Genomic DNA, 23369 nt, shown 5'->3' on the forward strand with positions numbered 1-23369 from the left:
TTTATCGTGATCACTTCCTCCTTTTTTATTTTGGATATTTAACTGGAAACCTGCAAATCTCTTTTGACCCAGTATGGAAGGACGGACCTCCTTTTTATAAATCCATCGGCTTATTTTAAAAATGTTTTTGTCGTATTTTGTATGATTCTGTAGTTGTCATTATACAGTAAATATACCTTTTCCATTTCATGAAAACGTTTAACACCCTTCCGCTGCTGCTTCTCTCACAATTTGATCTGCATCCCTCATGTTAATGAACACGTTATAGATAGGAGGAATTTTATGAAAGAACTCGTAAAGGAGCGTCCTGTAACAACGGACTGGGCTTCACTTCTAAATGACTGGGTAGACCATTACCGCCCCTTTGCCGCCCATGGCCGAAGCGCGAATTATATCCCCGCTTTAGGAAAAATTAATGACTCACAGCTTGGCATTTGTATAACAGAGCCCGACGGAAAGATGATACATGCCGGCGATTGGAAAGTTCCTTTCACGCTGCAAAGCATCTCAAAAGTGGTCAGCTTTATCGCCGCATGTATGAGCCGCGGTATTTCCTATGTGCTCGATCGTGTTGACGTTGAGCCGACCGGTGATGCGTTTAATTCCATCATCCGGCTGGAAATACACAAGCCGGGAAAACCATTTAATCCTATGATCAACGCAGGCGCCATTACCATCGCCTCTCTTCTTCCGGGAGAATCGGCACACGATAAATTAGAGTATCTTTACTCCGTTATCGAGAGAATGATAGGCAAACGGCCCGGGATTCATGAGGAAGTCTTCCGGTCTGAGTGGGAAACCGCCCACCGAAACCGGGCGCTGGCCTACTATTTAAAAGAAACAAACTTTTTGGAAGCGGATGTAGAAGAGACATTAGAGGTGTACCTTAAACAATGCGCCATGGAAGGCACTACGGAAGACATCGCTTTGATCGGATTGATTCTCGCCCATGACGGCTATCACCCGATCCGGCAACAGCAAGTAATTCCGAAAGACGTGGCAAAACTGGCCAAAGCATTAATGCTGACATGCGGCATGTACAATGCCTCAGGCAAATATGCGGCATTTGTCGGCGTGCCCGCCAAAAGCGGTGTATCCGGCGGAATCATGGCCTTGGTTCCCCCAAGCGCGAGAAGAGAGCAGCCCTTTCAAAATGGCTGCGGCATCGGTATTTACGGTCCGGCCATTGATGAGTACGGAAACAGCCTGACAGGCGGAATGCTCCTGAAGCATATCGCACAAGAGTGGGAGCTCAGCATTTTTTAAAAAATCGAAACAAGAGGTGATAGGATGCAGCAAATTCTTCAAGAATTCATTGGGTCAACAAATGATTTTCTTTGGTCGAAACTTTTAATTGTATTGCTTCTTTCCTTAGGGATGTACTTTACGTTCAGGCTGAGATTCTTACAAGTCCGTATGCTGAAAGAAATGGTCCGCGTTTTAAAAGAAGGCGCGGCAGCTCGGTCTAAAACCGATATTTCTCCTTTCCAAGCGTTTTGTATCAGCATGGCGGCCCGTGTCGGAACGGGAAATATCACGGGAATTGCCATTGCGATTGCCTTGGGCGGACCCGGCGCCATCTTCTGGATGTGGATCATTGCAATCATTGGTTCGGCTTCAAGCTTTGTTGAAAGTACGCTGGCGCAGGTTTATAAAGTGAAGGATCAAAACGGTTTCCGCGGCGGCCCGGCTTACTACATGGAAAAAGGGCTGAAAAAACGATGGATGGGCGCACTGTTCGCTATTTTAATCACCTTATCGTTCGGTATCGTATTTAACTCGGTCCAATCCAATACGATCAGTATTGCATTTGAAAACGCGTTCGGAACGGACCGCCTCACCTTGGGAATCATCTTAATCATTGTCTTCGGCGCTATTATTTTTGGCGGTATCAAACGGATTGCAAAACTATCTGAATATATCGTCGTTGTGTTAGCCGTGTTATATATCGGAGTTGCTTTCTTCGTTATTCTCACAAATATTACACAACTGCCCGGAGTGCTGTCACTGATCGTGAAAAATGCATTTGGATTTGAACAGGCGGCAGGCGGTGCTTTGGGCGCTGCGTTAATGCAAGGTGTCAGACGCGGAATATTTTCAAATGAAGCAGGAATGGGAAGCGCGCCGAATGCAGCCGCAACCGCAACAACAAGCCATCCTGTAAAGCAGGGCCTGATTCAGGCATTCGGTGTTCTGACAGATACGTTAATCATTTGTACAAGCACCGCTTTCATCATTTTGTTTTCCGACGCTTATCACCAGCCGGGGCTAAGCGGAATCGCATTGACCCAAGCCGCCCTTAGCTCGCACATCGGGCCGTGGGCATCAGGGTTCCTTGCCATTCTGATATTATTATTTGGATTCTGTGCGTTAATCGGAAACTACTATTACGGAGAAACCAATATTGGATTTTTAAACAAAAATAATAATAAAATGTGGTTATTTATCTATCGAATCGGCGTACTGGCAATGGTCGTATTCGGCTGTGTTTCGAAAGTCCAGCTAGTCTGGGATTTGGCTGATTTATTTATGGGCTTGATGGTGGTTGTGAATTTAATTGCCATTTTCTTATTATCAAAAGTTGTGTTTGCTGCACTGCATGACTATATGCGTCAGAAAAAAGCAGGAAAAGATCCCGTGTTCTATAAAAATGTGCTGAAAGACCATGACGGCATTGAATGCTGGGAGCACTCTGAAGCTATAATAGATCCAAAAAATAAACACATATCATAATATAAAAGGTGTTCAGATATGACCAATCTGAACACCTTTTATTACTTTAACGGGATGAAATCCGTCATTGACAAATAAGAAGCTGTCCATTACCATTTTCATATATTTTTAAAAAGTCAGAAAGGAAGCGTTCAGGTGCATACCATGAATCCTATTACACACATTTTAGATACATTTCCCATGCTCATATTAGACGGCGCAATGGCTACTGAGCTTGAACGCAAGGGCTGTGACTTGAATGACAGCCTCTGGTCTGCAAAAATCCTGATGGAGCAGCCCAATCTTATTAAACAGGTTCATACCGATTATTTCGCGGCTGGGGCGGACTGCGCGATTACCGCCAGTTATCAGTCTACGATTGAAGGCTTTGCAGCACGCGGGGTAAGCAGAGCGGAGGCATTGCGGCTTATTCAGAAGTCTGTCCATATCGCGGCGGAAGCAAGGGACGAGTTTTGGGAACAACACAAAAGCTCAGACCGGCCGAAGCCTATTGTCGCCGCGTCAGTCGGCCCTTATGGCGCCTTTCTTGCTGACGGCTCCGAATATCGAGGAGATTACCAGATGACAGAGGAAGAACTGATGGATTTTCACATGCCGCGGATGAAAGCCCTTATTGAAGCCGGAGCTGATATTTTGGCTTGTGAAACCATTCCATGCCTCTCAGAAGCAAAAGCCATTGTCAGGCTGCTGCAGAAATTTCCCGGAACGTATGCCTGGATCAGCTTCAGCGCAAAAGACGAGAAGCATATCAGCGATGGAACCCCGGTTGCCGAATGTGCAAAATGGCTCGATCAGCACGGCCAAGTGGCAGCGGCGGGTATCAACTGCACCCCGATTCAATACATTCCTTCATTAATTAAAGAATGTAAAAAGAATACAGCAAAACCGATCATCGTCTATCCGAATTCAGGCGAGCAATACGATCCGGACACCAAAACATGGAACGGAGCGGCATGTGCAGAGCCATACGAAAAAAGCGCTCAAAACTGGCATAAATGTGGTGCACAGCTCATCGGAGGCTGCTGCAGAACGACTCCTGAGGACATCAAAGCCATTGCTGACTGGGCGAGATCTTAAAATCCATTTGACTTATCGGAATAGTTTGTATATTCTATGCTAAAAGTTGTTTCACCGAAGTCTCGTGTCACCTGACATGAGATTTTTTATTAGATAGGTATAAAAATCGTTCTAAAGAAAGTTGGAAAAAGATGAAATCCGATAACAACAAGAATGAGACAAACTTTCAGAGAAGTATGAAAAGCAGACATCTCTTTATGCTATCACTGGGAGGCGTCATTGGCACCGGGCTGTTCCTAAGTTCCGGCTATACGATTCATCAAGCAGGCCCCGCGGGAACCATTCTCGCATATTTAGTCGGCGCCGGAATCGTATACCTTGTGATGCTGTGCCTTGGAGAATTATCCGTTGCCATGCCGGTTACGGGCGCATTTCATACCTACGCAGCGAAATACATAGGACCCGGAACGGGGTTCACTGTCGCATGGCTGTACTGGCTGACATGGGCCGTGGCATTAGGCTCTGAGTTCACCGCCTCCGGGTTACTGATGCAGCGATGGTTCCCCCATACCTCAGTCTGGATGTGGAGCGCTGTATTCGGCCTGTTGATCTTTTTATTAAATGCGTTTTCTGTGAAATTTTTTGCTGAATCAGAATTTTGGTTTTCAAGCATTAAGGTGTTAGCCATTTTATTATTTATCATTTTAGGCGGAGCGGCAATGTTTGGCATCATTCCGATCAAAAATTCAGAAACCGCGCCGATGCTTTCAAATTTCATGGGAGAGGGAGGACTCTTCCCGCATGGTTTTCTTCCTATTTTCATGACCATGCTCTCCGTCAATTTTGCATTTTCAGGCACGGAGCTGATCGGCATTGCCGCCGGAGAAAGCGTTGATCCTGAAAAAAACATACCGAGAGCCATTAAAACAACCATTTGGCGGCTCGCGCTTTTCTTTGTCGGAACGATATTTGTTCTTTCAGGAATGATTCCCATTAAAGAAGCGGGCGTCATCCAAAGCCCGTTTGTTGTCGTCTTTGACAGAGTCGGCGTCCCCTATGCCGCTGACATCATGAATATCGTGATTTTGACCGCACTGCTTTCCGCCGCTAATTCCGGGCTGTACGCTTCATCACGTATGCTGTGGTCACTGTCTAAAGAGAAAACACTGCACCCTTCCTTTGCGAAGCTCACCTCCAAAGGAATTCCGTTTAACGCTTTAATCTTCAGTATGATCGGCGGTATTTTATCATTGCTTTCCAGTGTGTTCGCGCCCGGCACCGTCTACCTGGTCCTGGTATCCATCTCAGGGTTTGCGGTCGTTGTGGTCTGGATAGGCATTTCTGCATCCCAATTCATGTTCAGAAAACGTTTTTTGGAAGAAGGCAACAAAGTCACTGATTTAAAATACCGCACACCTTGTTATCCCGCTGTGCCGATCGCCGCGTTCCTATTATGTCTCGCGTCCTGCATCGGCATCGCATTTGATCCGAACCAAAGAATCGCCTTATATTGCGGTGTGCCGTTTATGGCCTTGTGTTATGCGGTTTATTACGCGAAGAACCGAAAAAGCCGTTCGGCTGCCAAACTGACCCATTCAAAATAAATGAAGAACCTGTGCCGTGCAGGTTCTTCTTTTTCATCATACTTCCACTACCCAATGAAATGCGTCTTGCTCTTTGCCAAGCTGGATATCGGTAAGGGTCTGATGCAGCTTTTCTGCGATTCTTCCGAACTGGCCGTCATTGATCGAAAGCTTCTTTCCATGCCAATTCAATTCATTGACAGGCGTAATAACAGCAGCCGTTCCCGTCCCAAAAATCTCTGTTATGTCTCCCCGAACTGATGCATCGTAAATCTCTTCTATTGAGATCCGCTCTTCTCTGACGTGAATGTTCCAGCTTCGCAACAGATCAATAACGGAAGCGCGTGTGATCCCGCTCAAGATGCTCCCGCTTAACGCCGGGGTGACAACTTCCCCGTTGATAACAAAAAAGATGTTCATGCTCCCTACTTCTTCCACGTATTTCTTTTCAATAGCGTCCAGCCACAATACCTGATCGTATCCTAATTCGTTCGCTTTTTGCTGGGCCTGCAAGCTGGCGGCGTAATTTCCGGAAGTTTTGGCATTGCCCACTCCGCCGTTTACTGCTCTGACGTACTCATCTTCCACATAAATCTTAGCCGGCTCTAATTGGGATGAATAATATGAGCCGACAGGAGACAGCACGATCATAAATGTATAACTCTTTGAAGGCCTGACGCCTAAACATGGTTCTGTCGCAATAACAAAAGGCCGAATATATAGAGACGTTCCCCTTTCCCTCGGCACCCATTCTTTTTCCAAATCAATTAACTGAGTCAGCGCCTCCAGCACGACGTCCTCATCCAAAGAAGGCATACTCATTCGCCGGCATGATCTGTTTAATCTTTTTATATTTTGATCGGGCCGAAACAGCAAAATCCGGTCATCCGCCGCTCTATAGGCCTTCAACCCTTCAAAAACCGCCTGGCCGTAATGAAAGACAGAAGCAGACGGGGCTAACGTGACTGGCTCATACGGAGCGATCCTAGGACGATGCCACCCTTTCCCTTCCTCATAATCCATCACAAACATATAATCAGTGAAATACTGCCCGAATCCGAGTGAAGATGGGTCCGGTTTTTCTTTTCTTTCAGTTACCTTAACTCTTTCAATAAGCTTATTCACGACACGCACACCTTTCTGCTCATAGTTGTTTAAATTTTCAGTTAATTTAGATCAGCAGATCCTTACCGCCTCTCCTTTCAACAGGCTGCTTTATCACCCGGCAGTTTCACTAGCCTCAACCGAGAAGATGATCTTATACTGGATTGCAACAAATTATTTTCACAATATTCAGTATGATATTTGTTTATTATACAATACATGATTTGTAAGATGAAGGGCGATTAGGGAAAAGAATAAAGAAAAAACAGCCGGGCTCCCTCCGGCTATTTCATTAACGTAACGCTAACCACAAAACAACAATATGAAGGATTAGCAAAACATACACCACATAGCAAAGCCGGGCAGCCATGTTTCTTAGAAACATAAAAACAATCATAAGAACGGGCAGAACCAAGACACCGATCATCTTATTTATCGACATATCCGGTTGAATTGTTACATCATAATGAATGGGCATATCAGCCGGAAGATACGGATAAAAAGCAATCGACAGGATAAAAGCAATAACAACCGATCCCCACAGCACTCTTTTATTCATTAAAAACATACGCACACCTCTTCGTGTTAAAGATTTTATACCGTTCGTTATTTTACTTATCCACTTTTAAAACCTGCTTTAAATACAAAGCACATACTCAAGTGAGTTAAACGATTAAAAAGCTGTCGAGCACCGGCACTTAATAAGCGGTTTCTTTCTTCTGAAAATTATACGCGATACGTTTGTTCCACCATAAACTTCGTCCGGTCGCCCCTTGTGATAATTTGGGCGTATTCCACGACTTCCTCATTTTCATCATATGTAAGGGACTCTGATAAAAATGCCGGGGCTCCAACGTTGGTTAATAGATGGCCGCTGATCGTTTCATCCGTCAAAATCGGTTCAATAGACTCCGTGCCGCGGCTGATTTGTATATTGTATTTTGTCCTCAGCAAAGCAAACAGCGATCCCGTGCATTCTTCCTGACCCAATCCCGGAGCGGCTTTCCACGGTATATACGACGTGTGATATTGCAAAGGCTCATCTTCCGCATATCTTACTCTGACCAGTTTGTTAACGGGATCATTTACCTCCACTTTCAGAAGCTCCGCGATGGAGTGATCAGCGGGTATCACAACAAGCTCAAGCACCTTTGACTCTGAACGAAGCCCTTTCATTTGTTCTGCAAAACTCGTGATCTTATGCGGAATCGGCGCTTGGATTTTTGCCGCTGACACAAATGTTCCTTTTCCTTGGATTCTCTTAATATACCCCTCCAGCTCCAGCTGCTGTAAAGCCAGTCTCACAGTGGTTCTGCTGACATCATATTGCTCGCAAAACTCACTTTCTGTCGGCAGCTGATCATTTGCCTGGTATTTGCCTGACTTGATCAATTCAATGATTTTAAACTTGATAACTGAATATAGAGCCGTCATAGCGTTCCTCCCTATCCTGAATACATAACGATCTTCTATGGTTGTCCTAATAATATCATCTACAAATGATTTATAAAAGATTGGTATCATCCTTTCATAACAAATTATCTGAAAATGATATTGACAGCTTCCTGTTTAAGGTGCTAAATTCGTAGTAACAAATATTCAATTCACTAATACAAATTTCATATTTGTCTATATCAAAATAGGAGGTGCCACATGAATATTATCATTGCAGACCACTATGATAATCTTTGTGAAGTAAGCGCTGACATTGTAAAGAAGTGCGTTCGAACACAAGAGTCGGCGGTTCTCGGACTGGCAACCGGCAGCACGCCGATCGGCCTGTACAAAAAGCTCATTCTGGATTATCAATCCGGGGATGTTGATTTTTCAAATGTTATTACATTTAATCTGGATGAATATGTTGGGCTCTCTCGATCACATCCTGAAAGTTATAACAAATTTATGAATGATCATTTTTTTCAGCACGTTAATATACACCCGGACAACATTCACATTCCTCAAGGGGATCACCCTCAGCTTGAAGCTGAGTGCAAGCAGTATGAGGATCTCATCCGCCGCACAGGAGGAATTGATCTTCAAATTCTCGGGATCGGCTCTAATGGCCATATCGGCTTTAACGAACCGGGTTCTGATCCGGAAGCCAGAACACGAGTAGTCCGGCTGTCAGAAAGCACAATCGAAGCAAATGCAAGATTTTTTGGCGATACTGCGCTCGTTCCCAGACTCGCGATTTCAATGGGAATCAAAACGATTATGGAATTCAGCAAGCACATTGTCTTATTAGCAAACGGTGAAGAGAAAGCGGACGCGATTCAGCAAATGGCTGAAGGCCCCGTCACTCCGGACATGCCGGCCTCCATTCTGCAAACGCATCACAATGTAACCGTTATCGTCGATAAAAAAGCAGGGCAAAAATTAAAGAATCAATCTTTATACCGCACATCATAATTTCATGTAGAAAAGGAGGCTTCCATGTTAAAAAAGCATTCCAAATCTTACAGCAGCTTGGCCGGGTATTAATGACGCCAGTCGCCGGACAAAAAGTCAAACAAGGACAGCGGCTTTTAACGTTCAATTTGAATGGTATAAAAGAACACGCGGCTTCAGCGATTACACCGATGATCTTTACGAATAGAACCGAAGAAGAGATGAAGCGTATACGCATGAACTAATCCCCCTGTAAACGGGGGATTTTTTGGTTCCTCTGTATTCCCTATCATAATGTAAACGTTATCAAAATAAAATAGTAAAACCTTTCAACTTGTCAGAAAAGTGACACAATTTTAAACAATTAAGGAGGTGATTTCAATCAAATAACGAATGTCCCTACTATGGAAGTTAACACCAGTTTATATGAGGGGGATTGCTTTGAAAAAATTTATTGCTTTTCAGATTTTAATCGCGTTGGCTATCGGAGCAGTTATCGGACATTTTTTTCCTGATTTCGGTATGGCGTTAAGGCCGGTCGGAGACGGTTTTATCCGCCTGATTAAAATGATTGTAGTGCCGATTGTGTTTTCAACGATCGTGATAGGGGCTGCCGGAAGCGGAAGCATGAAAAAAATGGGAAGTCTCGGTGTGAAAACGATTATCTGGTTCGAAGTCATTACCACCATCGTGTTAGGTCTCGGACTTGTTTTGGCCAACGTATTAAAGCCCGGTGTCGGACTTGATCTCTCTCATCTGGCGAAAAAAGATATCGGAGAACTGTCTGGCTATACTGAAAAAGTCGTTGATTTTAAACAAATGGTCCTCGACATCATCCCCACTAACATTATTGATGTCATGGCGAGAAATGATCTGCTGGCAGTCATTTTCTTCGCGATATTATTCGGTGTGGCAGCTGCCGGGATCGGAAAAGCCTCTGAACCTGTGATGAATTTTTTTGAAGCCACAGCCCAAATTATGTTTAAGCTGACTCAAATCGTTATGGTCACAGCGCCGATCGGTGTGCTTGCCCTCATGGCCGCTTCTGTAGGCCAATTCGGAATAGAGCTTTTGCTTCCAATGCTAAAATTGGTCGGTACGGTTTTTCTCGGCCTGTTCATTATCCTCTTTGTGTTATTCCCGCTTGTCGGTCTCATCTTTAAAATCAAATATTTTGAAGTGCTGAAAATGATCTGGGATCTGTTTCTCATCGCCTTCTCCACCACCAGTACGGAAACGATCTTGCCGCAGCTCATGGATCGGATGGAGAAGTACGGATGCCCGAAAAGAGTGGTTTCATTTGTGGTTCCATCAGGATTGTCTTTAAACTGTGACGGTTCCAGTTTATATCTATCAGTTTCCTGTATATTTCTGGCTCAAGCTTTCAATGTGGATATGTCCGTCTCAGAGCAGCTGCTTATGATGCTTGTGCTTGTTATGACAAGTAAAGGCATCGCAGCCGTTCCTTCAGGCTCACTTGTTGTTCTTTTGGCCACAGCCAACGCCGTCGGGCTGCCGGCTGAAGGTGTCGCCATCATTGCGGGTGTGGACCGTATCATGGATATGGCCCGAACCGGTGTCAACGTACCCGGACACGCGGTAGCCTGCATCGTTGTCTCTAAATGGGAAAAAGTCTTCCGCGAAAAGGATTGGACACCGCCAAAAGATTACGGACAAACAGAAAGTCTCTGATACGAACGTATAAAAAAACCTCTGAGACGACCATGTCTCAGAGGTTTTAACATATATTTTATTCAGCAGACGCCTGATCTTCCGTTTCAATCGCTGCCAGTCTGGCGTTGATTTCTTCGGCAGTCATGCCGTGTTCTTTTACATATAAATTTCTCGGATTTGTGCGGCATTCGTGGCTGCAGCTGCGCATATACTTGTATTCATTTTCCGGAGTGCAGATCATTTTCTTATTGCATGACGGGTTAGCGCAGTTTACATACCGTTCGCACGGCTCGCCCGTAAAGCAGTCTTTCCCCACGATCACATGCTCCACACGGTTGACGGGCACGCTGATTCTTTCATCAAAGACGTAGCATTGACCGTCCCATAGCTTCCCTTGTACTTCAGGGTGCTTCCCGTACGTGACGATTCCGCCGTCAAGCTGGGACACATCCTCGTAGCCCTCTTTCATTAACCAGCCAGAGAACTTTTCACAGCGGACTCCGCCTGTGCAGTAGGTCAGAATTTTTTTGCCTTCGAAGATTTCTTTGTTGTCTTGAATCCAATCCGGCAATTCGCGGAAGGCTTCAATATCCGGTCTGATGGCCCCTCTAAAATGGCCTAAGTCATACTCATAATCATTACGGGCATCAATGACAACCGTATCATCTGACTGCATTTGCTCAAAGAATTCCGGCGGGCTCAAATGTTTGCCTGTGATCTCATTCGGGTCAACGTCATCTTCCAAACGAAGGCTGACAAGCTCATCCCGATGGCGGACATGCATTTTTTTGAACGCGTGGCCGCTGGCTTCGTCAATTTTAAACGGCATATCAGCAAACCGCGGGTCCGCTTTCAGCGCCTGCATATATTGCTCAGTTTGTTCGAACGTACCGGAGACTGTCCCATTAATCCCTTCTGCTGAAATAAGGATACGGCCTAACAAACCAAGTTCTTTACAAAACGACAAATGCTGAGCCGTAAATTCCTCCGGCTCTTCTATCGGAACATATTTATAATAAAGTAATACTCTGTATTTATTTTCCATTTCAAACACCCTGTTCAATTATAATTAAGTTCTTTGCATACTCTACTATATCATACAGGAAAACACCATAAAGTTGAACATATCAGCCCACGCTCTATTTTTACGCAGAATGGCTGATACATGGGGGCAGAAAAGGATTTTGACCGTTTTTATACGATTTTTCCCATTAATTTACTAATAGGTTGATTTGCTGTTTCTCTTACTCCATCTCTTCTTCAAACGATAAATTCACGGGTTCTTCCAAAAGTTCAGAAGCCATTTCCATGTTCGTAGACGGCACATGTTCATCCACTTCTTCAAAAGACACTTGATCAATCCAAATCTGGCCCGGACCGGATAATAAAACGCCAAATGAAATTACAGCGCTATTTTCCGGAACATCTAACACAACAGAATAATAATTCCAATTCGTTGTCCCGGTAATCGGCCTATTACTCATATTGTCGAATTGAAGAATATCTCCCGCTGCACTATCCACCCTCATCCAAAGTGAGGAAAATTGCTGAACCTGTTTCGTCTGAATAAACCCCGAGAGCCTGATTCTTTTTCCTATATAACGCCCAGCTTTAAACTGCTGCATCATCGTCGCAAATTCACCGGCATCCTGTACCGTTTTAGACTTTACATACCCCGATGCCTTTCCTTGATGAACATTTTCATGATCAACCCCCATTTCATAATGAAATGGGTGGCTTCCGCTTAATACCCAGCCTTTCACTGTCTTTTCCATCCATGATTCCTCCTTTTTCGATATGATACTCTTCATGATTTTTCGATATTTACCGGGCGGCAGATGATATATTTTCTTAAATGCCCTTGTGAATGCTTCTTGTGATTCAAATTGGTAAAGCAGCGCAATATCTAAGATCCGATGGTCTGTATGCAGCAAGGCAGCCGCTGCGTTTGCGAAGCGTCTTCTCTGAATGTAAGAAGTGACAGACATCCCAACCACAGATTGAAAAATCCTGTGAAAGTGGTATTTCGAAAAACCGGCGACATGCGCTATATCCTCGGCCGACATCTGCTCGTGTAAATGAGATTCAATCCACTCGATCGTCTTTTGGATGATTTGTTCATGAGACATACAGGCTCACGGCTCCTTTCTTTATTAGAATAAATGACAGCCAGAATATTTTTTTGATTATTTTTGCTGACATCATAAAAAAATCCCCTGCTATTAGACAAGGGACTTTAAATTTCTCTAGTATGCGGGACTAGATAATAACAGAAGGAGAAATATGTTCAATCCAAATCACACCGTCATACTGCTCCTTTAATATCATCTCTTCTTCATTGTTCCCCCAGTACAAAGCCGTACGCGGAGTATAGATCCATGATGTGCCTTTGCGGTTTTTCGTATGAAGGAAATCGACGAAGGTGTATGGGTGCCGGGCACTTTTGAGTAAGGCTTCCAAGCTTGTTGGCTGATGCGAGCTATTGACTGGCGCAATGGTGCCGTCATTACCTAAACTCTCACCTGAATACGCATAGATGCCAATGGTATAGGTTTGCTTTTTGATACGTTCCGGCAAATAATCACCCATATTGGGACCACTTATTTGGATCCAGTCTTTGATTACCTTTGTGTTTTGCTTGCGCAGGTGGTAGTTATGCCCCCACACCATGATTTTTTTATCAGGATATAACTCCTCTGCCACCCACTCCAATTGCTCCGCCATCATCTTGTCGCGCAAAAAGAAAGTCAAATTCTCCATCTGGTCTGGCTCTGGATATATCTCCAGCTTTTCTCTCATTTCTTGTAAAAGATACGTCTCCATAATCTCCATCCTTAATTGGAGGCTATGTTTTACGATATCAAGAGACTTTGGGTGGCGGGGATCTTTAAACGCTGAAGAATGGCTGTCAACAAACTTTAATAACTCACTATATTCCTTAACCAACGCTACTTTTTTCTTATGAAATTCTTCAAGGGTGCTGCTGTCGGAGACAAGGCTGAAATACTGGTCTTCCGCTTGAGTCAGTTCCTCTGCTTTCGCAGGATCAACTTTTTTAAACAAATCATGAACAGACTTGTTGAATTTGCCCGGCATATCTTGAATATCAAAACCGGTCAAAATGAGAGGGTCTCCTTTTTCTTTTTGTTCTTTGATATATTGAAATAATTCCAGCACATCTTCAGTGTGCCAAACACCAAAAATAGAATCCTTCATTAGGCCCCTGGCAGATAATTGATCCATATTGCGATAAGAGGCATTGGTGTCGGAAAACCCTGATTCAAATGCAATCACATCATAGCCTAAATGTTCGTGAAGATATTTGATCAGACGGACTTTTGTTTGGTTCATCTCGGCAGCGCCATGTGTGGTTTCTCCCAGTTGAACAATTCGTTTATCTTTTAAAACGTTCTTTAAAAATCGCAAATCTTTCTGTGAAGAATCTGACATTTCTATAGGATGCGCGTTTCGTTTGATCCACCGCTCCCAATGTTTGATATCCTTCTCTCCGGCAGCGGCTTGGACTGAGGCGGTCAAGGGGGTGAACAACAAACAAATACTGAGCAGCAGCATGGTCACTTTCAATAACGTGCTTTTCAATTGAAATCTCTCCTTTTTGATCACTCTATCTTCCTCTTTGTTACGAGATAGATATAACAAAAGTTTCCGTTCCCAAATAAAAAAGCTTGTTGACCTGCCTCAAAAGGCTCGATCAACAAGCTGATTCCAATCAAGCTATCTTTAACTTTCCACTACCACTTTTACCGGTTCACTTTCCTTTTTCGTGGTATCGGTTGCTGTGACGTACAGCACTGTTCCCGCTTTTTGCTTTGCTATCTTCACAGAAAATTTGCCTTTGCTGTCTGCTTTAGCTGATGCCAATCCTTTTTTCGATTTATCCATCACTTTAATATTGGCATTGGCGCTTGCTTTTCCTGTGACAGCCGTGTCATTTACCGTGACTGAGCCGACTTCCGGCTTGGCCGGGGGCTGTCCTTCTTTTACGACTGTCTTTATTGATGTTTCAGCTTTTCCTTTTGTTCCTTTCACATGAAGAACCGCGTTTTTCTTTTGCAGCGGGATTTTGACTTGATAGGTTCCGTCTGCTCCGGCAGTTGCTGTGCCCAATGTCTTGGTCCCGCTCACCACTTCGATTTTTGTGCCTTCTTTTGCAGAACCTTTGACCTTTTGCTGATTATCCTTCACCTGATTGACTGCCATATCTAATTCAACCGCGCTTACCGCATGGAACGCGTTCAGACGCCCGTTGCCTGAGTACCAGTCAATGCCGGGGATTTTCGGATCTGTCATCGGATCACCGTTTTCATCTGTCGGAGCTTCTCCGCCGCCGTCCACACTGTCAAATGTGATATTATCGGCCGTTTCATCAAGGATTTTTTCAACTTCACTTGGTGTTAAGCTTGGATTTTGAGAAAGCAGCAAACCTGCCGCGGCTGTGACATAAGGAGTGGCCATAGAAGTCCCGCTCATGTATGTCACATTTCCGTTTGGAACAAGGCTTGGAATATCTGATCCAGGCGCCGCCAAATCTAATCCTTCGCCATAATTAGAGAATTCTGATATGACATCAAGCTTGTTTGTAGCTCCGACGGAAATGGCATAGCGTGATGAAGCTGGATAACCAACTTCCGGCGCGGCTTCATTTCCGCTCGCTGCAGCCACTGTGACACCGTGAGACGCCGCATAATTCAAGGCATACTCAAGCACGCGGCTGTATCCGCCGCCAAGGCTTAGGTTAATGACTTTCGCACCTTGATCGACCGCATATTTAATTCCCAAAGCAATTTGTTCTGTATCTCCCATTCCTGTAGAATCCAACACTTTTACCGGAATGATCTGTGCATGGGCATTCAATCCTGCCATCGAGTAACCGTTATCCTGCTGTGCCGCAATAATGCCGGATACATGTGTGCCGTGCCCTTGATCGTCGAGCGCGTTATCGTTCCGGCCGACAAAGTTTTTGCCTAAATCTGTACGGACTTTTCCTTTTAAATCAGCTAAAGTGCTGTCGACTCCCGTATCGACAACCGCGATCAGCGTATCTTGTAATGTTTTCTTGCCGAGCAGATTTTGCATCGCCTCAAATTTCACATCAGATCCGCTATTTCCGCCATCTTTTCCCGAGTTATGAAGCGGCCATTGATGCGGATATTGAACATCGTTAGAAAGGCTGCGATAGGTTTGCACAGGCTCCGCAAATTCAACACCCGGCATGTTGGACAGCTTCTCCGCCGTGCTTTCTGCTTGAGCTTTAAATGTGCCGTCAGACTCTTTTTCACCTTTGATATCCAGTGAATACATATCATCAAACAGCTCATCGCTCTTATCCGGGCTGGATACCTCATTTGATTGTATGCCGTAGCCCTTCATGCTTTTTTGCAGAGAGCTCAGTCTTTTTCCATGCTTCATTTTGACAATGACTTTACTCGTTTGGCCGGCGCTTTCCGGCGCGAGCTTTTGTTTGGAAATCAAATAGCCTGACGATTTCCCTTCAAGGCTTGTTAATCCGATCTTTTCAGCCTGTTTTTCCATGTCTTCTTTTATAAAGTCAGGCACAGATTGCAGGGTCATTTTGTAGAGGCTGTTGATCGCTTTTTGTTCTTTTTCTGTTACTGTATGTGAGCTGTTTGCGCCGTTTTCCGCCACGTCTTTAAAGAGCGGCTTTAACGTCACAAGGTTCTGATAAACAGCGTTTCGGTCATCCTTGTTTGCAACCAGATGGGAGACAAGGAATGGTGCTGTTTTATAGTATAGCCCTGACAGCTTCTTGCCCTCCTCCGTCTTGTTCAGCCATTGGTCTCGAATGGTGCGCAGCTGTGACAGGATCGTCTTTCCTGACTTTTTTTGATCCACACTCAGTTCAACCGGGCACTCTTCCTGAGAAGCCGCCTCTTGATCTGATGGCTGAATTGTGATCCCGTCATAGCCGATCGTATATGTCGCTTTTCCCGGTGCTTCGGATTGCACCTCGCCTTCTGGAGGTTCTTCTTCACCGAGATATTCCACTTTTATGTAGTAAGGCCCTTCCCACGCATGGGGAACGTTGACTTCAGCCTTCTGTTCCGCGGCCGTGCTCACTCGATATTGATCAAAAGTGTCATCTTGCTTCGCCTTTTCTTTACTGGAGTAAACAGAAACTGCCAGAAGCTCATTGCTCTTTACTTTCAGCTTCATGTGAGAATCCTTGGAGATTTCCTCTTTTGAAGGAGATATTTTATACCATTGTGACTGCTCAGGTTTTTCTAGTGTTCCCTCTGCTTCTTTGCCTTTGTTCAGGCTGACTGCTTGGTCGATTCCATTTTCCGCAGCGGCTTTGCTTGCTTTAGCAGGCATAAACAAGCCGAATAGCAGCATACCTGTAAGAACCAATACCAAAAGCGGACTGATTTTCTGATTTTTCATTTGATAACCTCCTGAAAAATTGAATCTTTTAGCAGGTTATCATGAATGCAAATACGCCTTAAACAGTAAATAGGACTAGTTTCGAATTGAAGAATAGAGCAGTTTTTTCAAGAGAATCGGGATTCTATGATGGTTTTGTAATCTAATCAGTCTATAATTTATACTGAAAGATAGATAGAAAAAAACACGTTTATAGGACCTGAGAAATCCGAATCTTACATAAAAATTTATGTAAAAAGCGCCTCGTTTTATTTTTCTCGCATAACCTGCTGAAAATAAAAGCGATACGTATTCCGCAAAAACGTCTCGATAGGTAATTGCACCTCTTGCCGGTACTTACCTATGATAAACGGAAAACGTTTCATTCCTTTTTGCCGCAGCTCATCTGCTTTTTCCGGTTCATTTTCTTTTACAAGCTCACCAATGAGAGTCTCTACAACCGGCCAGCACGCTACCCGAAGGTTCAGGAGGGCTTCGTGATCCCCCGTATGCTGAAAATGCTGTATCCAGTTCATCAGTTGTTCTTCCATTATCATCACCCCTTACAATGATACGCCGCCAGAAATCATCTGCCAATCTGTTCGTTTGTCAGATTTTCTACATGCGCTCCTGTTTGCATTTGTTTCTATTCTCCCGCATTTATTGAAGCTTTTTTCCCTGTTTTTTCATTTGAATGGTGATCCATCTCATACCAGCATGAGTTTCATCTATTTTCCATATTGATTAGAGATAGCCAAACTTGTAAAATGTACCACAATATGAAATCTAACAAAACATATCAACTTATTTGTCAGATTATCTCCATTATTTTTTAATACTTGATGGAAAAGGAGAACTGAAACATGCCTACCTTAGAAGATGTAAAACAATCCGACTTACAGGCCGCAGCAGATTATGTGAATAAAGTGTATAAAGCTGTGGAGCAGCGCAACCCTCATGAAGCAGAGTTTCTTCAAGCAGTAAAGGAAATATTCGATTCCCTCCCGCCAGTCTTAGCCAAACATCCAGAATACATCAAACACAATATCCTTGAAAGAATCGCAGAACCTGAACGAATGATTACGTTTCGCGTCCCATGGGTTGATGATCAGGACTGCGTTCAGGTCAACCGCGGGTTCCGTGTACAGTTCAACAGCGCGATCGGCCCTTACAAAGGCGGTTTGCGGTTCCACCCCTCCGTCAATGCCAGCATTACAAAATTTCTGGGATTTGAGCAAATTTTCAAGAACTCCTTAACGGGCCAGCCGATCGGGGGAGGAAAAGGGGGATCAGACTTTGATCCAAAAGGGAAATCAGACGGAGAAGTGATGCGCTTTACCCAAAGCTTCATGACCGAGCTCTGTAAATACATAGGACCGGATCAGGATGTGCCTGCTGGCGATATCGGTGTCGGGGCGAGAGAAATCGGGTACCTGTTCGGACAGTATAAGAAAATAAAAGGCGGCTATGAGGCCGGCGTATTAACAGGGAAAAGCCCCGGCTTTGGCGGAAGCTTAATCCGCACAGAAGCTACCGGCTACGGCACGGTTTACTTTATGCAAGAGCTATTGAAAGACAATGGCCTTACTTTTGAAGGCAGCACAGTTGTTGTTTCCGGCTCTGGAAATGTGGCCATCTACGCGATGGAAAAAGCCGCAGAACTTGGTGCATCCGTTGTGGCATGCAGCGATTCAAACGGCTATATTTATGACGAAAACGGCATCAGCCTCGGTACACTGAAGCGCTTAAAAGAGGTTGAACGCCATCGGCTCAGCGAGTATGTGAAAGAGCATCCGCAAGCGCAGTATGCCGAAGGCGGTTCTGGTATATGGTCCATTCCATGTGACATCGCTTTGCCGTGCGCCACACAAAATGAAATTGACGAGACAGCCGCAAACATCCTCGTGAGAAACGGCGTAAAGGCTGTTGGAGAAGGTGCGAACATGCCATCTACATTGGAAGCCATCGAGGTTTTCAGAAGCAATCAAATTCTTTTCGGCCCTGCGAAAGCAGCCAATGCGGGCGGTGTCTCCGTGTCAGCCCTTGAAATGGCGCAAAACAGCGCCAGATTGTCTTGGCCGGCGGAAGAAGTAGATGCCAAACTGCACGATATTATGATCAATATTTATCGTGACAGTATGACAGCGGCTGAAAAATATGGCCAGCCGGGAGACCTGGTCACAGGCGCGAATATCGCCGGATTCCTAAAAGTAGCAGATGCCATGGTTTCTCAAGGCGTTATATAAAAGCAAAAAAGCGCCGGGCTTATCAAAAGCCGGCGCCTCTTTATTTATTTCACGTAGCCAATTGCCTGTCCCACTTGCACTTCCCGTCCTTCTGTCAGATCAGCGGCCGGCTCAAAAGCATGTTTTTCAAAAATTAAAATGACTGTCGAGCCAAACGAAAAATACCCCAGTTCCTCTCCCAGTTTCAAATGATCCTTGGCACTGGTTTGCACAATGGTATTAATATTCATCGCTCCCACAGGAATCATCAGCATTTTCTGCCTCTCTCCAGTAAGCTCATACACGTACCGATAATTTTTAGAAAGCACATCCTTGCCATACGTCAGACCTAATTGGTTCACCGGATATGATCGCTTCCCAAGCTCCGCTAACTTTTGATAAGTACAGCTGATCGGGGAGTGAAACCGATGATAATGTCTGGGACTCAAATACAGAACCGCAAAATAGCCGCCGTTGTAATTGTGTTCCATACTATTAAATCCGGTCAGCTCAGCGAATGAATAATCCTTCCCTTTCACTCTGTATGTCTGATTCGAATTGATTTTCCCCACCGTCTGAACCACACCGTCAACAGGGCTGACAACGGCGTTTTCCTCTTGAGCAACAGGCCGAAGCTCTAGATTAATATTACGTATAAATAAGGCTGAGAGCGTCTCGTATTCAGCCGCAGACCCATTTACGTCATTCCAGTTAATATGATAATACTTTGAAAATAACGGTATCATCGGTTTGCTCATTTTCGATTCACAAAAACGCTTTAATAGCCTGGAGGTTAAAGGATTATTTGTCAGTTCAATGAATGATCGGTAAAAAATCTTTAAGGCTGCATGTTTAAACATTGATAACTCCTATACACTTTCCGATAGTAATAAAAATAAAACACCACAAAAAAGCGCCAATCGCCGCAAATGAAAGATACGTTTTAAATTCCATTTTGCCAATTCCGGAGAAGTAACAGGTCACATGTCTGACACCCGGAATAAAATAACCCAAAATAATCGAGTACGGACCGTATTTCTTCATCCATCTTTCCACTTTCACCATTCTTTTTTCTTTCAGCCCAACCCATTTCCCATACTTGTCTATGAACGGGCGCCCCGCTTTTTTGCCGATAAAATAACTGATAATCATCCCTGCCAGCGCGCCGAAAAAGCTGCATAACAGGGCAAGTTCATAATTTAATACATCACTGTTCGTAAAATATCCAACGACCGTCATCATCACCTCATCAGGAATCGGCAAGCCGACAATCCCTAACGTCAGCATAAAAAAAATGGCAATGTAGCCATATTGAGATAACAGATCTTGGACTAACTCCATCTTCTTCTCTCCAAATTTTCAGCTGCATGTTTTTTAAAATGAGGGAATTTTACTCTGCTGACCATTAAGTAAGACAGTATGCATGTACCCAGCACCAGCAATATTGAATTGTTAATAAAACTTAAAATCGTTAAACACATTCCCGCAAAGGGAATCGGCATACCAATAAATGTCGGCAATTTACTTTGCTCCACATTAAATTTCGATAGACGAATCATCCCGCAGACGCTGTACGCCAAGGCACAAAAAATGCCGAGAAACGGCAGCGTATACAGTGACACAGAATAGGCCAGCATTGACGGCGCCACTCCAAACGTCACCAGATCGGCAAAGGAATCCAGCTCCCTGCCGACATCCGAAACGGCATTCAGTTTTCGAGCTGCCATACCGTCAAAAAAATCAAGAAACATACCGGTAAAAATGAATATGACTGCTGAATGAATGTTATGAAACAATAGGGAATGAATAGCTAAAAGCCCGCAAATAAAATTTCCAATTGTAATCATACTAGGTATATAATTCACAGTTTATCCACACCTCCGCTAAAAGAAACCGTTTTATATAAAGCCTTTGATCCTGAATATTTCAAAAGAAGGCAATTGGTTCATAAAAAAGCTTAAATTTATGGAATTCAATTACTTTCATAGAGACTCATGAAAATACACACACCAAATTCTTTCATTATACTACATTTATTAGGATTTGGACAAGGGCAGTCTCTCATTCCGCATACCTATTGACCAATCTTTCTTACAATCTATAACACTCTCTGGCGCGTTAAAGGGGAAATCATTCCCCCAAAAACGCTAAAACACGTTTATTGACGTACTCAGGCTGCTCCATTGTTAGTACATGGCCCGCCCCTTTCACCATTTCTGTTTCAATATGGGGAACCAGTGCCGCAGCCCGCCGCAAAGCCAATTCTTGATCAAAAACCACCTCATATTCCCCGGTCATCAACAGCATCGGGACCGTTACCGATTTTAATTCCTGATCAGAAAACACATATGGAAATCCATTTTCTTTCGGCTTCAGTCCTCTTTGCGGATTCTGCCACATGATCCCCGCTTGAAACTGCTTTTCAAAGGCGGGATGCAAATCAAACCGATCCGCCATCATCCATTGTAAAAACGCTTCAACTCCGTCAGGCTGAGCGAGGCCCATTGAATATTTGTAAAAGTCAGGGTGAAACGGTATAAATGCCTCAGCCGGACTCATGATGACAGCGCGCTCTACTCGCTCAGGTGCTTCCATGACAAAATTCACAGCATGAAGCCCGCCTAGCGAAAGCCCCGCAACATGAGCCTTTTCTAATCCGAGACAATCAAACACCTCCGATAACCAGACGGCATAATCTGCCCTTGTATTGCAAGGCTTTTCAGGCATGCTTTTATTCTTATCACCTATGATATCAACCGCATACGTCCGATAGCGGCTGCTCCAATCCGCTATATTCGGATACCACATCACCGAGCTGAACAAAGCGCCGTGCAGCAATATAAGCGGCGGTGCATCCTTTGGACCGCTTGCTATAATATGAGTTTGGCCGAAACTTGTAGAGACATGGAAAGTGTCATATGCCACCGGCCACAAAGAAAGACTCTCATCATAAGCTTGATAAAAACGCGCACCGCTTTTACTTGTGATTTTATTATGTGACATTGAAATTCCCCTTTCATTTATAAAAGAATTCGAAATGCTAATGCAGGAGACACAATGTTACCCGCAGTATGCATGAAAATACTTATGTACATATTTTTCTTCATTGGAAGTAAAACCGGCAGCCCCGAAAATAGGTTTCTTCAATAATAAACGGCTTCCAATTCCCTTAATAAAATAGCTGCTATGTAAAGCGCAAGATTGACCCAGAGCGAGTGCTGCTCTAATCTCTCACGATTTCATATAAGAAAATATACCCAGTTATTATCTCATATTCGCTTTTTCCGGTATATAGTCTTCTAATATAGATTAAAAACATTACGAAACGTTTCAATCTGATTACAAATTGGAAAATTACGCCCAAATGGTTTCTTTTTCACTCAAGATCATTTAGAATGCGCACTAGATCATTTTATTGATTGATGAAAGGAGATACACGATGAAATCATTGATGTCCCCTCTATTAATAGGTGCAATGGCATTGGCTCTAACAGCTTGCGGATCAAATGACGAAGGAAAAAAAGAAGCAAACGCTGCGGATCAAACAAAATCAGCTCAGACTGAACAGCAGCAGGATCAGGCAAAGCAGATGGAAGCCATGCAGAAAAAGCTGGATAAGCAAAAAACAGACGATAAGAAAACCGTTGCCGTTGTCAATAATGAAAAACTGACGGGCAGTGACTATAACAGCGTGCTGACGTCCGCGCAAACGCAATATCAGCAAAGCGGGCAGGACCCGACTTCAAAAGATGCAGCAAAGCAAATCAAGAAACAAACCATCAACAGCCTCGTCGGGCAGACACTTCTGCTTCAAGAGGCCAATAAAAAAGGCTACAAAGCATCTGATAAAGAAGTCGACAAACAACTCGCCGAAAGCAAAAAACAGTACAAAAGCGATAAAGAATTTAACGCTGCCCTTAAAAAGGCAGGTTTGAATACAACGAAACTGAAATCAGAACTGGCGGACAACATTAAATACGAAAAATATGTCGAAAAAGAAGTACCGAAAGATAAAGTAACCGATAAAGAAGTGAAAGACTATTATGATCAATACGCCGCCAAGCAAGGTAGCAGCGAAGGTCAAAAGCTTCCAAAGCTGTCTGAGGTAAAAACGCAGATCAAGCAGCAGCTTGAGCAGCAAAAGCAACAGGAAAAGCTTGTGAAACAAGTGGAAAAACTCAAGAAAAACGCGAAAGTGGAAATTAAAATATAAGAAAAAAGGCGGTTCCCTTGGGAAACCGCC

20 protein-coding genes and 1 pseudogene are annotated in these 23369 nt (G+C 44.0%); 9 read left to right on the forward strand and 12 right to left on the reverse strand.

Translation table 11 applies throughout. The annotated features are described in order from the left end of the window. Window positions 1–282 precede the first annotated feature (282 nt). The 4 genes from AXI57_RS05545 (at window position 283) to mmuP (ending at window position 5354) form a co-directional block, all read left to right on the forward strand. Entirely contained in the window at window positions 283–1266 is a 984-nt protein-coding gene (locus AXI57_RS05545) for a glutaminase (RefSeq protein ID WP_061669490.1), read from the forward strand. Window positions 1267–1290: 24 nt separating this feature from the next. Further along, complete coding sequence (locus AXI57_RS05550) at window positions 1291–2733, forward strand: alanine/glycine:cation symporter family protein (RefSeq protein WP_003327954.1); 1443 nt, start codon at window positions 1291–1293, stop codon at window positions 2731–2733. Window positions 2734–2877: 144 nt separating this feature from the next. Continuing rightward, window positions 2878–3810 carry a homocysteine S-methyltransferase gene (gene mmuM / locus AXI57_RS05555; RefSeq protein WP_061669543.1) on the forward strand — a complete coding sequence of 311 codons (933 nt, stop codon included), beginning with the start codon at window positions 2878–2880 and terminating at the stop codon, window positions 3808–3810. A 131-nt stretch (window positions 3811–3941) separates the two neighbouring features. After that, complete coding sequence (mmuP, locus tag AXI57_RS05560; protein ID WP_061669491.1) at window positions 3942–5354, forward strand: S-methylmethionine permease; 1413 nt, start codon at window positions 3942–3944, stop codon at window positions 5352–5354. 36 nt (window positions 5355–5390) lie between these two features. Here the strand turns inward: mmuP and AXI57_RS05565 are convergent, their stop codons facing one another. From AXI57_RS05565 to gamR, 3 genes are all read right to left on the reverse strand, one after another. Then, a complete protein-coding gene (locus tag AXI57_RS05565) occupies window positions 5391–6458 on the reverse strand; it encodes a branched-chain amino acid aminotransferase (protein ID WP_061669492.1) in 1068 nt (355 codons plus the stop codon). A gap of 271 nt (window positions 6459–6729) precedes the next feature. Next, window positions 6730–7005, reverse strand: coding sequence for a DUF1648 domain-containing protein (locus AXI57_RS05570; protein ID WP_003327949.1), 276 nt, complete (start codon window positions 7003–7005; stop codon window positions 6730–6732). 158 nt (window positions 7006–7163) lie between these two features. Then, on the reverse strand, window positions 7164–7871 hold the full coding sequence (gene gamR / locus AXI57_RS05575) for a transcriptional regulator GamR (protein WP_013390735.1): 708 nt from the start codon (window positions 7869–7871) through the stop codon (window positions 7164–7166). A 219-nt stretch (window positions 7872–8090) separates the two neighbouring features. Between gamR and nagB the strand changes: the two genes are divergently transcribed. The 3 genes and pseudogenes from nagB (at window position 8091) to gltP (ending at window position 10517) form a co-directional block, all read left to right on the forward strand. After that, entirely contained in the window at window positions 8091–8846 is a 756-nt protein-coding gene (gene nagB, locus AXI57_RS05580) for a glucosamine-6-phosphate deaminase (RefSeq protein ID WP_061669493.1), read from the forward strand. 83 nt (window positions 8847–8929) lie between these two features. Beyond that, window positions 8930–9070, forward strand: a pseudogene (locus AXI57_RS20665) (PTS glucose transporter subunit IIA); the annotation flags it as partial. A gap of 196 nt (window positions 9071–9266) precedes the next feature. Further along, window positions 9267–10517 carry a glutamate-aspartate/proton symporter GltP gene (gene gltP, locus AXI57_RS05585; protein WP_010787512.1) on the forward strand — a complete coding sequence of 417 codons (1251 nt, stop codon included), beginning with the start codon at window positions 9267–9269 and terminating at the stop codon, window positions 10515–10517. Window positions 10518–10575: 58 nt separating this feature from the next. Here the strand turns inward: gltP and trhO are convergent, their stop codons facing one another. The 5 genes from trhO to AXI57_RS05610 all read right to left on the reverse strand — a co-directional run bounded on the left by trhO (window position 10576) and on the right by AXI57_RS05610 (window position 17452). Further along, window positions 10576–11544, reverse strand: a complete 969-nt coding sequence (trhO, locus tag AXI57_RS05590) for an oxygen-dependent tRNA uridine(34) hydroxylase TrhO (RefSeq protein ID WP_061669494.1) — start codon at window positions 11542–11544, stop codon at window positions 10576–10578. Window positions 11545–11743: 199 nt separating this feature from the next. After that, on the reverse strand, window positions 11744–12628 hold the full coding sequence (locus tag AXI57_RS05595; protein ID WP_061669495.1) for a helix-turn-helix domain-containing protein: 885 nt from the start codon (window positions 12626–12628) through the stop codon (window positions 11744–11746). Between the two features lie 130 nt (window positions 12629–12758). Continuing rightward, on the reverse strand, window positions 12759–14099 hold the full coding sequence (locus AXI57_RS05600) for an erythromycin esterase family protein (RefSeq protein ID WP_061669544.1): 1341 nt from the start codon (window positions 14097–14099) through the stop codon (window positions 12759–12761). A gap of 141 nt (window positions 14100–14240) precedes the next feature. Continuing rightward, complete coding sequence (locus AXI57_RS05605; RefSeq protein ID WP_061669496.1) at window positions 14241–16922, reverse strand: S8 family peptidase; 2682 nt, start codon at window positions 16920–16922, stop codon at window positions 14241–14243. Between the two features lie 248 nt (window positions 16923–17170). Continuing rightward, window positions 17171–17452, reverse strand: a complete 282-nt coding sequence (locus AXI57_RS05610; RefSeq protein WP_061669497.1) for a hypothetical protein — start codon at window positions 17450–17452, stop codon at window positions 17171–17173. Window positions 17453–17764: 312 nt separating this feature from the next. Between AXI57_RS05610 and gdhA the strand changes: the two genes are divergently transcribed. Then, window positions 17765–19147 (forward strand): NADP-specific glutamate dehydrogenase, encoded by a 1383-nt coding sequence (gene gdhA / locus AXI57_RS05615; protein ID WP_061669498.1) that lies wholly within the window; start codon window positions 17765–17767, stop codon window positions 19145–19147. Window positions 19148–19191: 44 nt separating this feature from the next. On the opposite strand, the gene AXI57_RS05620 is transcribed toward gdhA, so the two are convergent. The 4 genes from AXI57_RS05620 to AXI57_RS05635 all read right to left on the reverse strand — a co-directional run bounded on the left by AXI57_RS05620 (window position 19192) and on the right by AXI57_RS05635 (window position 22129). Beyond that, window positions 19192–19986 (reverse strand): phosphatidylserine decarboxylase, encoded by a 795-nt coding sequence (locus AXI57_RS05620; protein ID WP_061571006.1) that lies wholly within the window; start codon window positions 19984–19986, stop codon window positions 19192–19194. Next, entirely contained in the window at window positions 19979–20467 is a 489-nt protein-coding gene (locus AXI57_RS05625) for a DedA family protein (protein ID WP_003327936.1), read from the reverse strand. Before AXI57_RS05625 ends, AXI57_RS05620 begins: the two co-directional genes overlap by 8 nt. Further along, window positions 20458–20991 (reverse strand): CDP-diacylglycerol--serine O-phosphatidyltransferase, encoded by a 534-nt coding sequence (gene pssA, locus AXI57_RS05630; protein ID WP_003327934.1) that lies wholly within the window; start codon window positions 20989–20991, stop codon window positions 20458–20460. The genes AXI57_RS05625 and pssA overlap by 10 nt, the downstream gene beginning before the upstream one ends. Window positions 20992–21256: 265 nt before the next feature. Then, window positions 21257–22129, reverse strand: a complete 873-nt coding sequence (locus AXI57_RS05635) for an alpha/beta fold hydrolase (protein ID WP_061669499.1) — start codon at window positions 22127–22129, stop codon at window positions 21257–21259. Window positions 22130–22565: 436 nt separating this feature from the next. On the opposite strand from AXI57_RS05635, the gene AXI57_RS05640 reads away from it, so the two are divergent. Then, window positions 22566–23339: a SurA N-terminal domain-containing protein gene (locus tag AXI57_RS05640; RefSeq protein WP_061669500.1), complete on the forward strand. Its 774-nt coding sequence runs from the start codon at window positions 22566–22568 to the stop codon at window positions 23337–23339. The last annotated feature ends 30 nt before the right edge of the window (window positions 23340–23369 follow it).

It is taken from the genome of Bacillus atrophaeus, assembly GCF_001584335.1.
Classification (GTDB): Bacteria; Bacillota; Bacilli; order Bacillales; family Bacillaceae; genus Bacillus; species Bacillus atrophaeus.

Bases quoted from the DNA above. Each gene is read 5' to 3' on its own strand.
- AXI57_RS05545 (WP_061669490.1), top strand. From the start codon at position 283: ATGAAAGAACTCGTAAAGGAGCGTCCTGTAACAACGGACTGGGCTTCA.
- AXI57_RS05550 (WP_003327954.1), top strand. From the start codon at position 1,291: ATGCAGCAAATTCTTCAAGAATTCATTGGGTCAACAAATGATTTTCTT.
- mmuM (WP_061669543.1), top strand. From the start codon at position 2,878: ATGAATCCTATTACACACATTTTAGATACATTTCCCATGCTCATATTA.
- mmuP (WP_061669491.1), top strand. From the start codon at position 3,942: ATGAAATCCGATAACAACAAGAATGAGACAAACTTTCAGAGAAGTATG.
- AXI57_RS05570 (WP_003327949.1), bottom strand. From the start codon at position 7,005: ATGTTTTTAATGAATAAAAGAGTGCTGTGGGGATCGGTTGTTATTGCT.
- gamR (WP_013390735.1), bottom strand. From the start codon at position 7,871: ATGACGGCTCTATATTCAGTTATCAAGTTTAAAATCATTGAATTGATC.
- nagB (WP_061669493.1), top strand. From the start codon at position 8,091: ATGAATATTATCATTGCAGACCACTATGATAATCTTTGTGAAGTAAGC.
- trhO (WP_061669494.1), bottom strand. From the start codon at position 11,544: ATGGAAAATAAATACAGAGTATTACTTTATTATAAATATGTTCCGATA.
- AXI57_RS05595 (WP_061669495.1), bottom strand. From the start codon at position 12,628: ATGTCTCATGAACAAATCATCCAAAAGACGATCGAGTGGATTGAATCT.
- AXI57_RS05605 (WP_061669496.1), bottom strand. From the start codon at position 16,922: ATGAAAAATCAGAAAATCAGTCCGCTTTTGGTATTGGTTCTTACAGGT.
- AXI57_RS05610 (WP_061669497.1), bottom strand. From the start codon at position 17,452: ATGGAAGAACAACTGATGAACTGGATACAGCATTTTCAGCATACGGGG.
- gdhA (WP_061669498.1), top strand. From the start codon at position 17,765: ATGCCTACCTTAGAAGATGTAAAACAATCCGACTTACAGGCCGCAGCA.
- AXI57_RS05620 (WP_061571006.1), bottom strand. From the start codon at position 19,986: ATGTTTAAACATGCAGCCTTAAAGATTTTTTACCGATCATTCATTGAA.
- AXI57_RS05625 (WP_003327936.1), bottom strand. From the start codon at position 20,467: ATGGAGTTAGTCCAAGATCTGTTATCTCAATATGGCTACATTGCCATT.
- AXI57_RS05635 (WP_061669499.1), bottom strand. From the start codon at position 22,129: ATGTCACATAATAAAATCACAAGTAAAAGCGGTGCGCGTTTTTATCAA.
- AXI57_RS05640 (WP_061669500.1), top strand. From the start codon at position 22,566: ATGAAATCATTGATGTCCCCTCTATTAATAGGTGCAATGGCATTGGCT.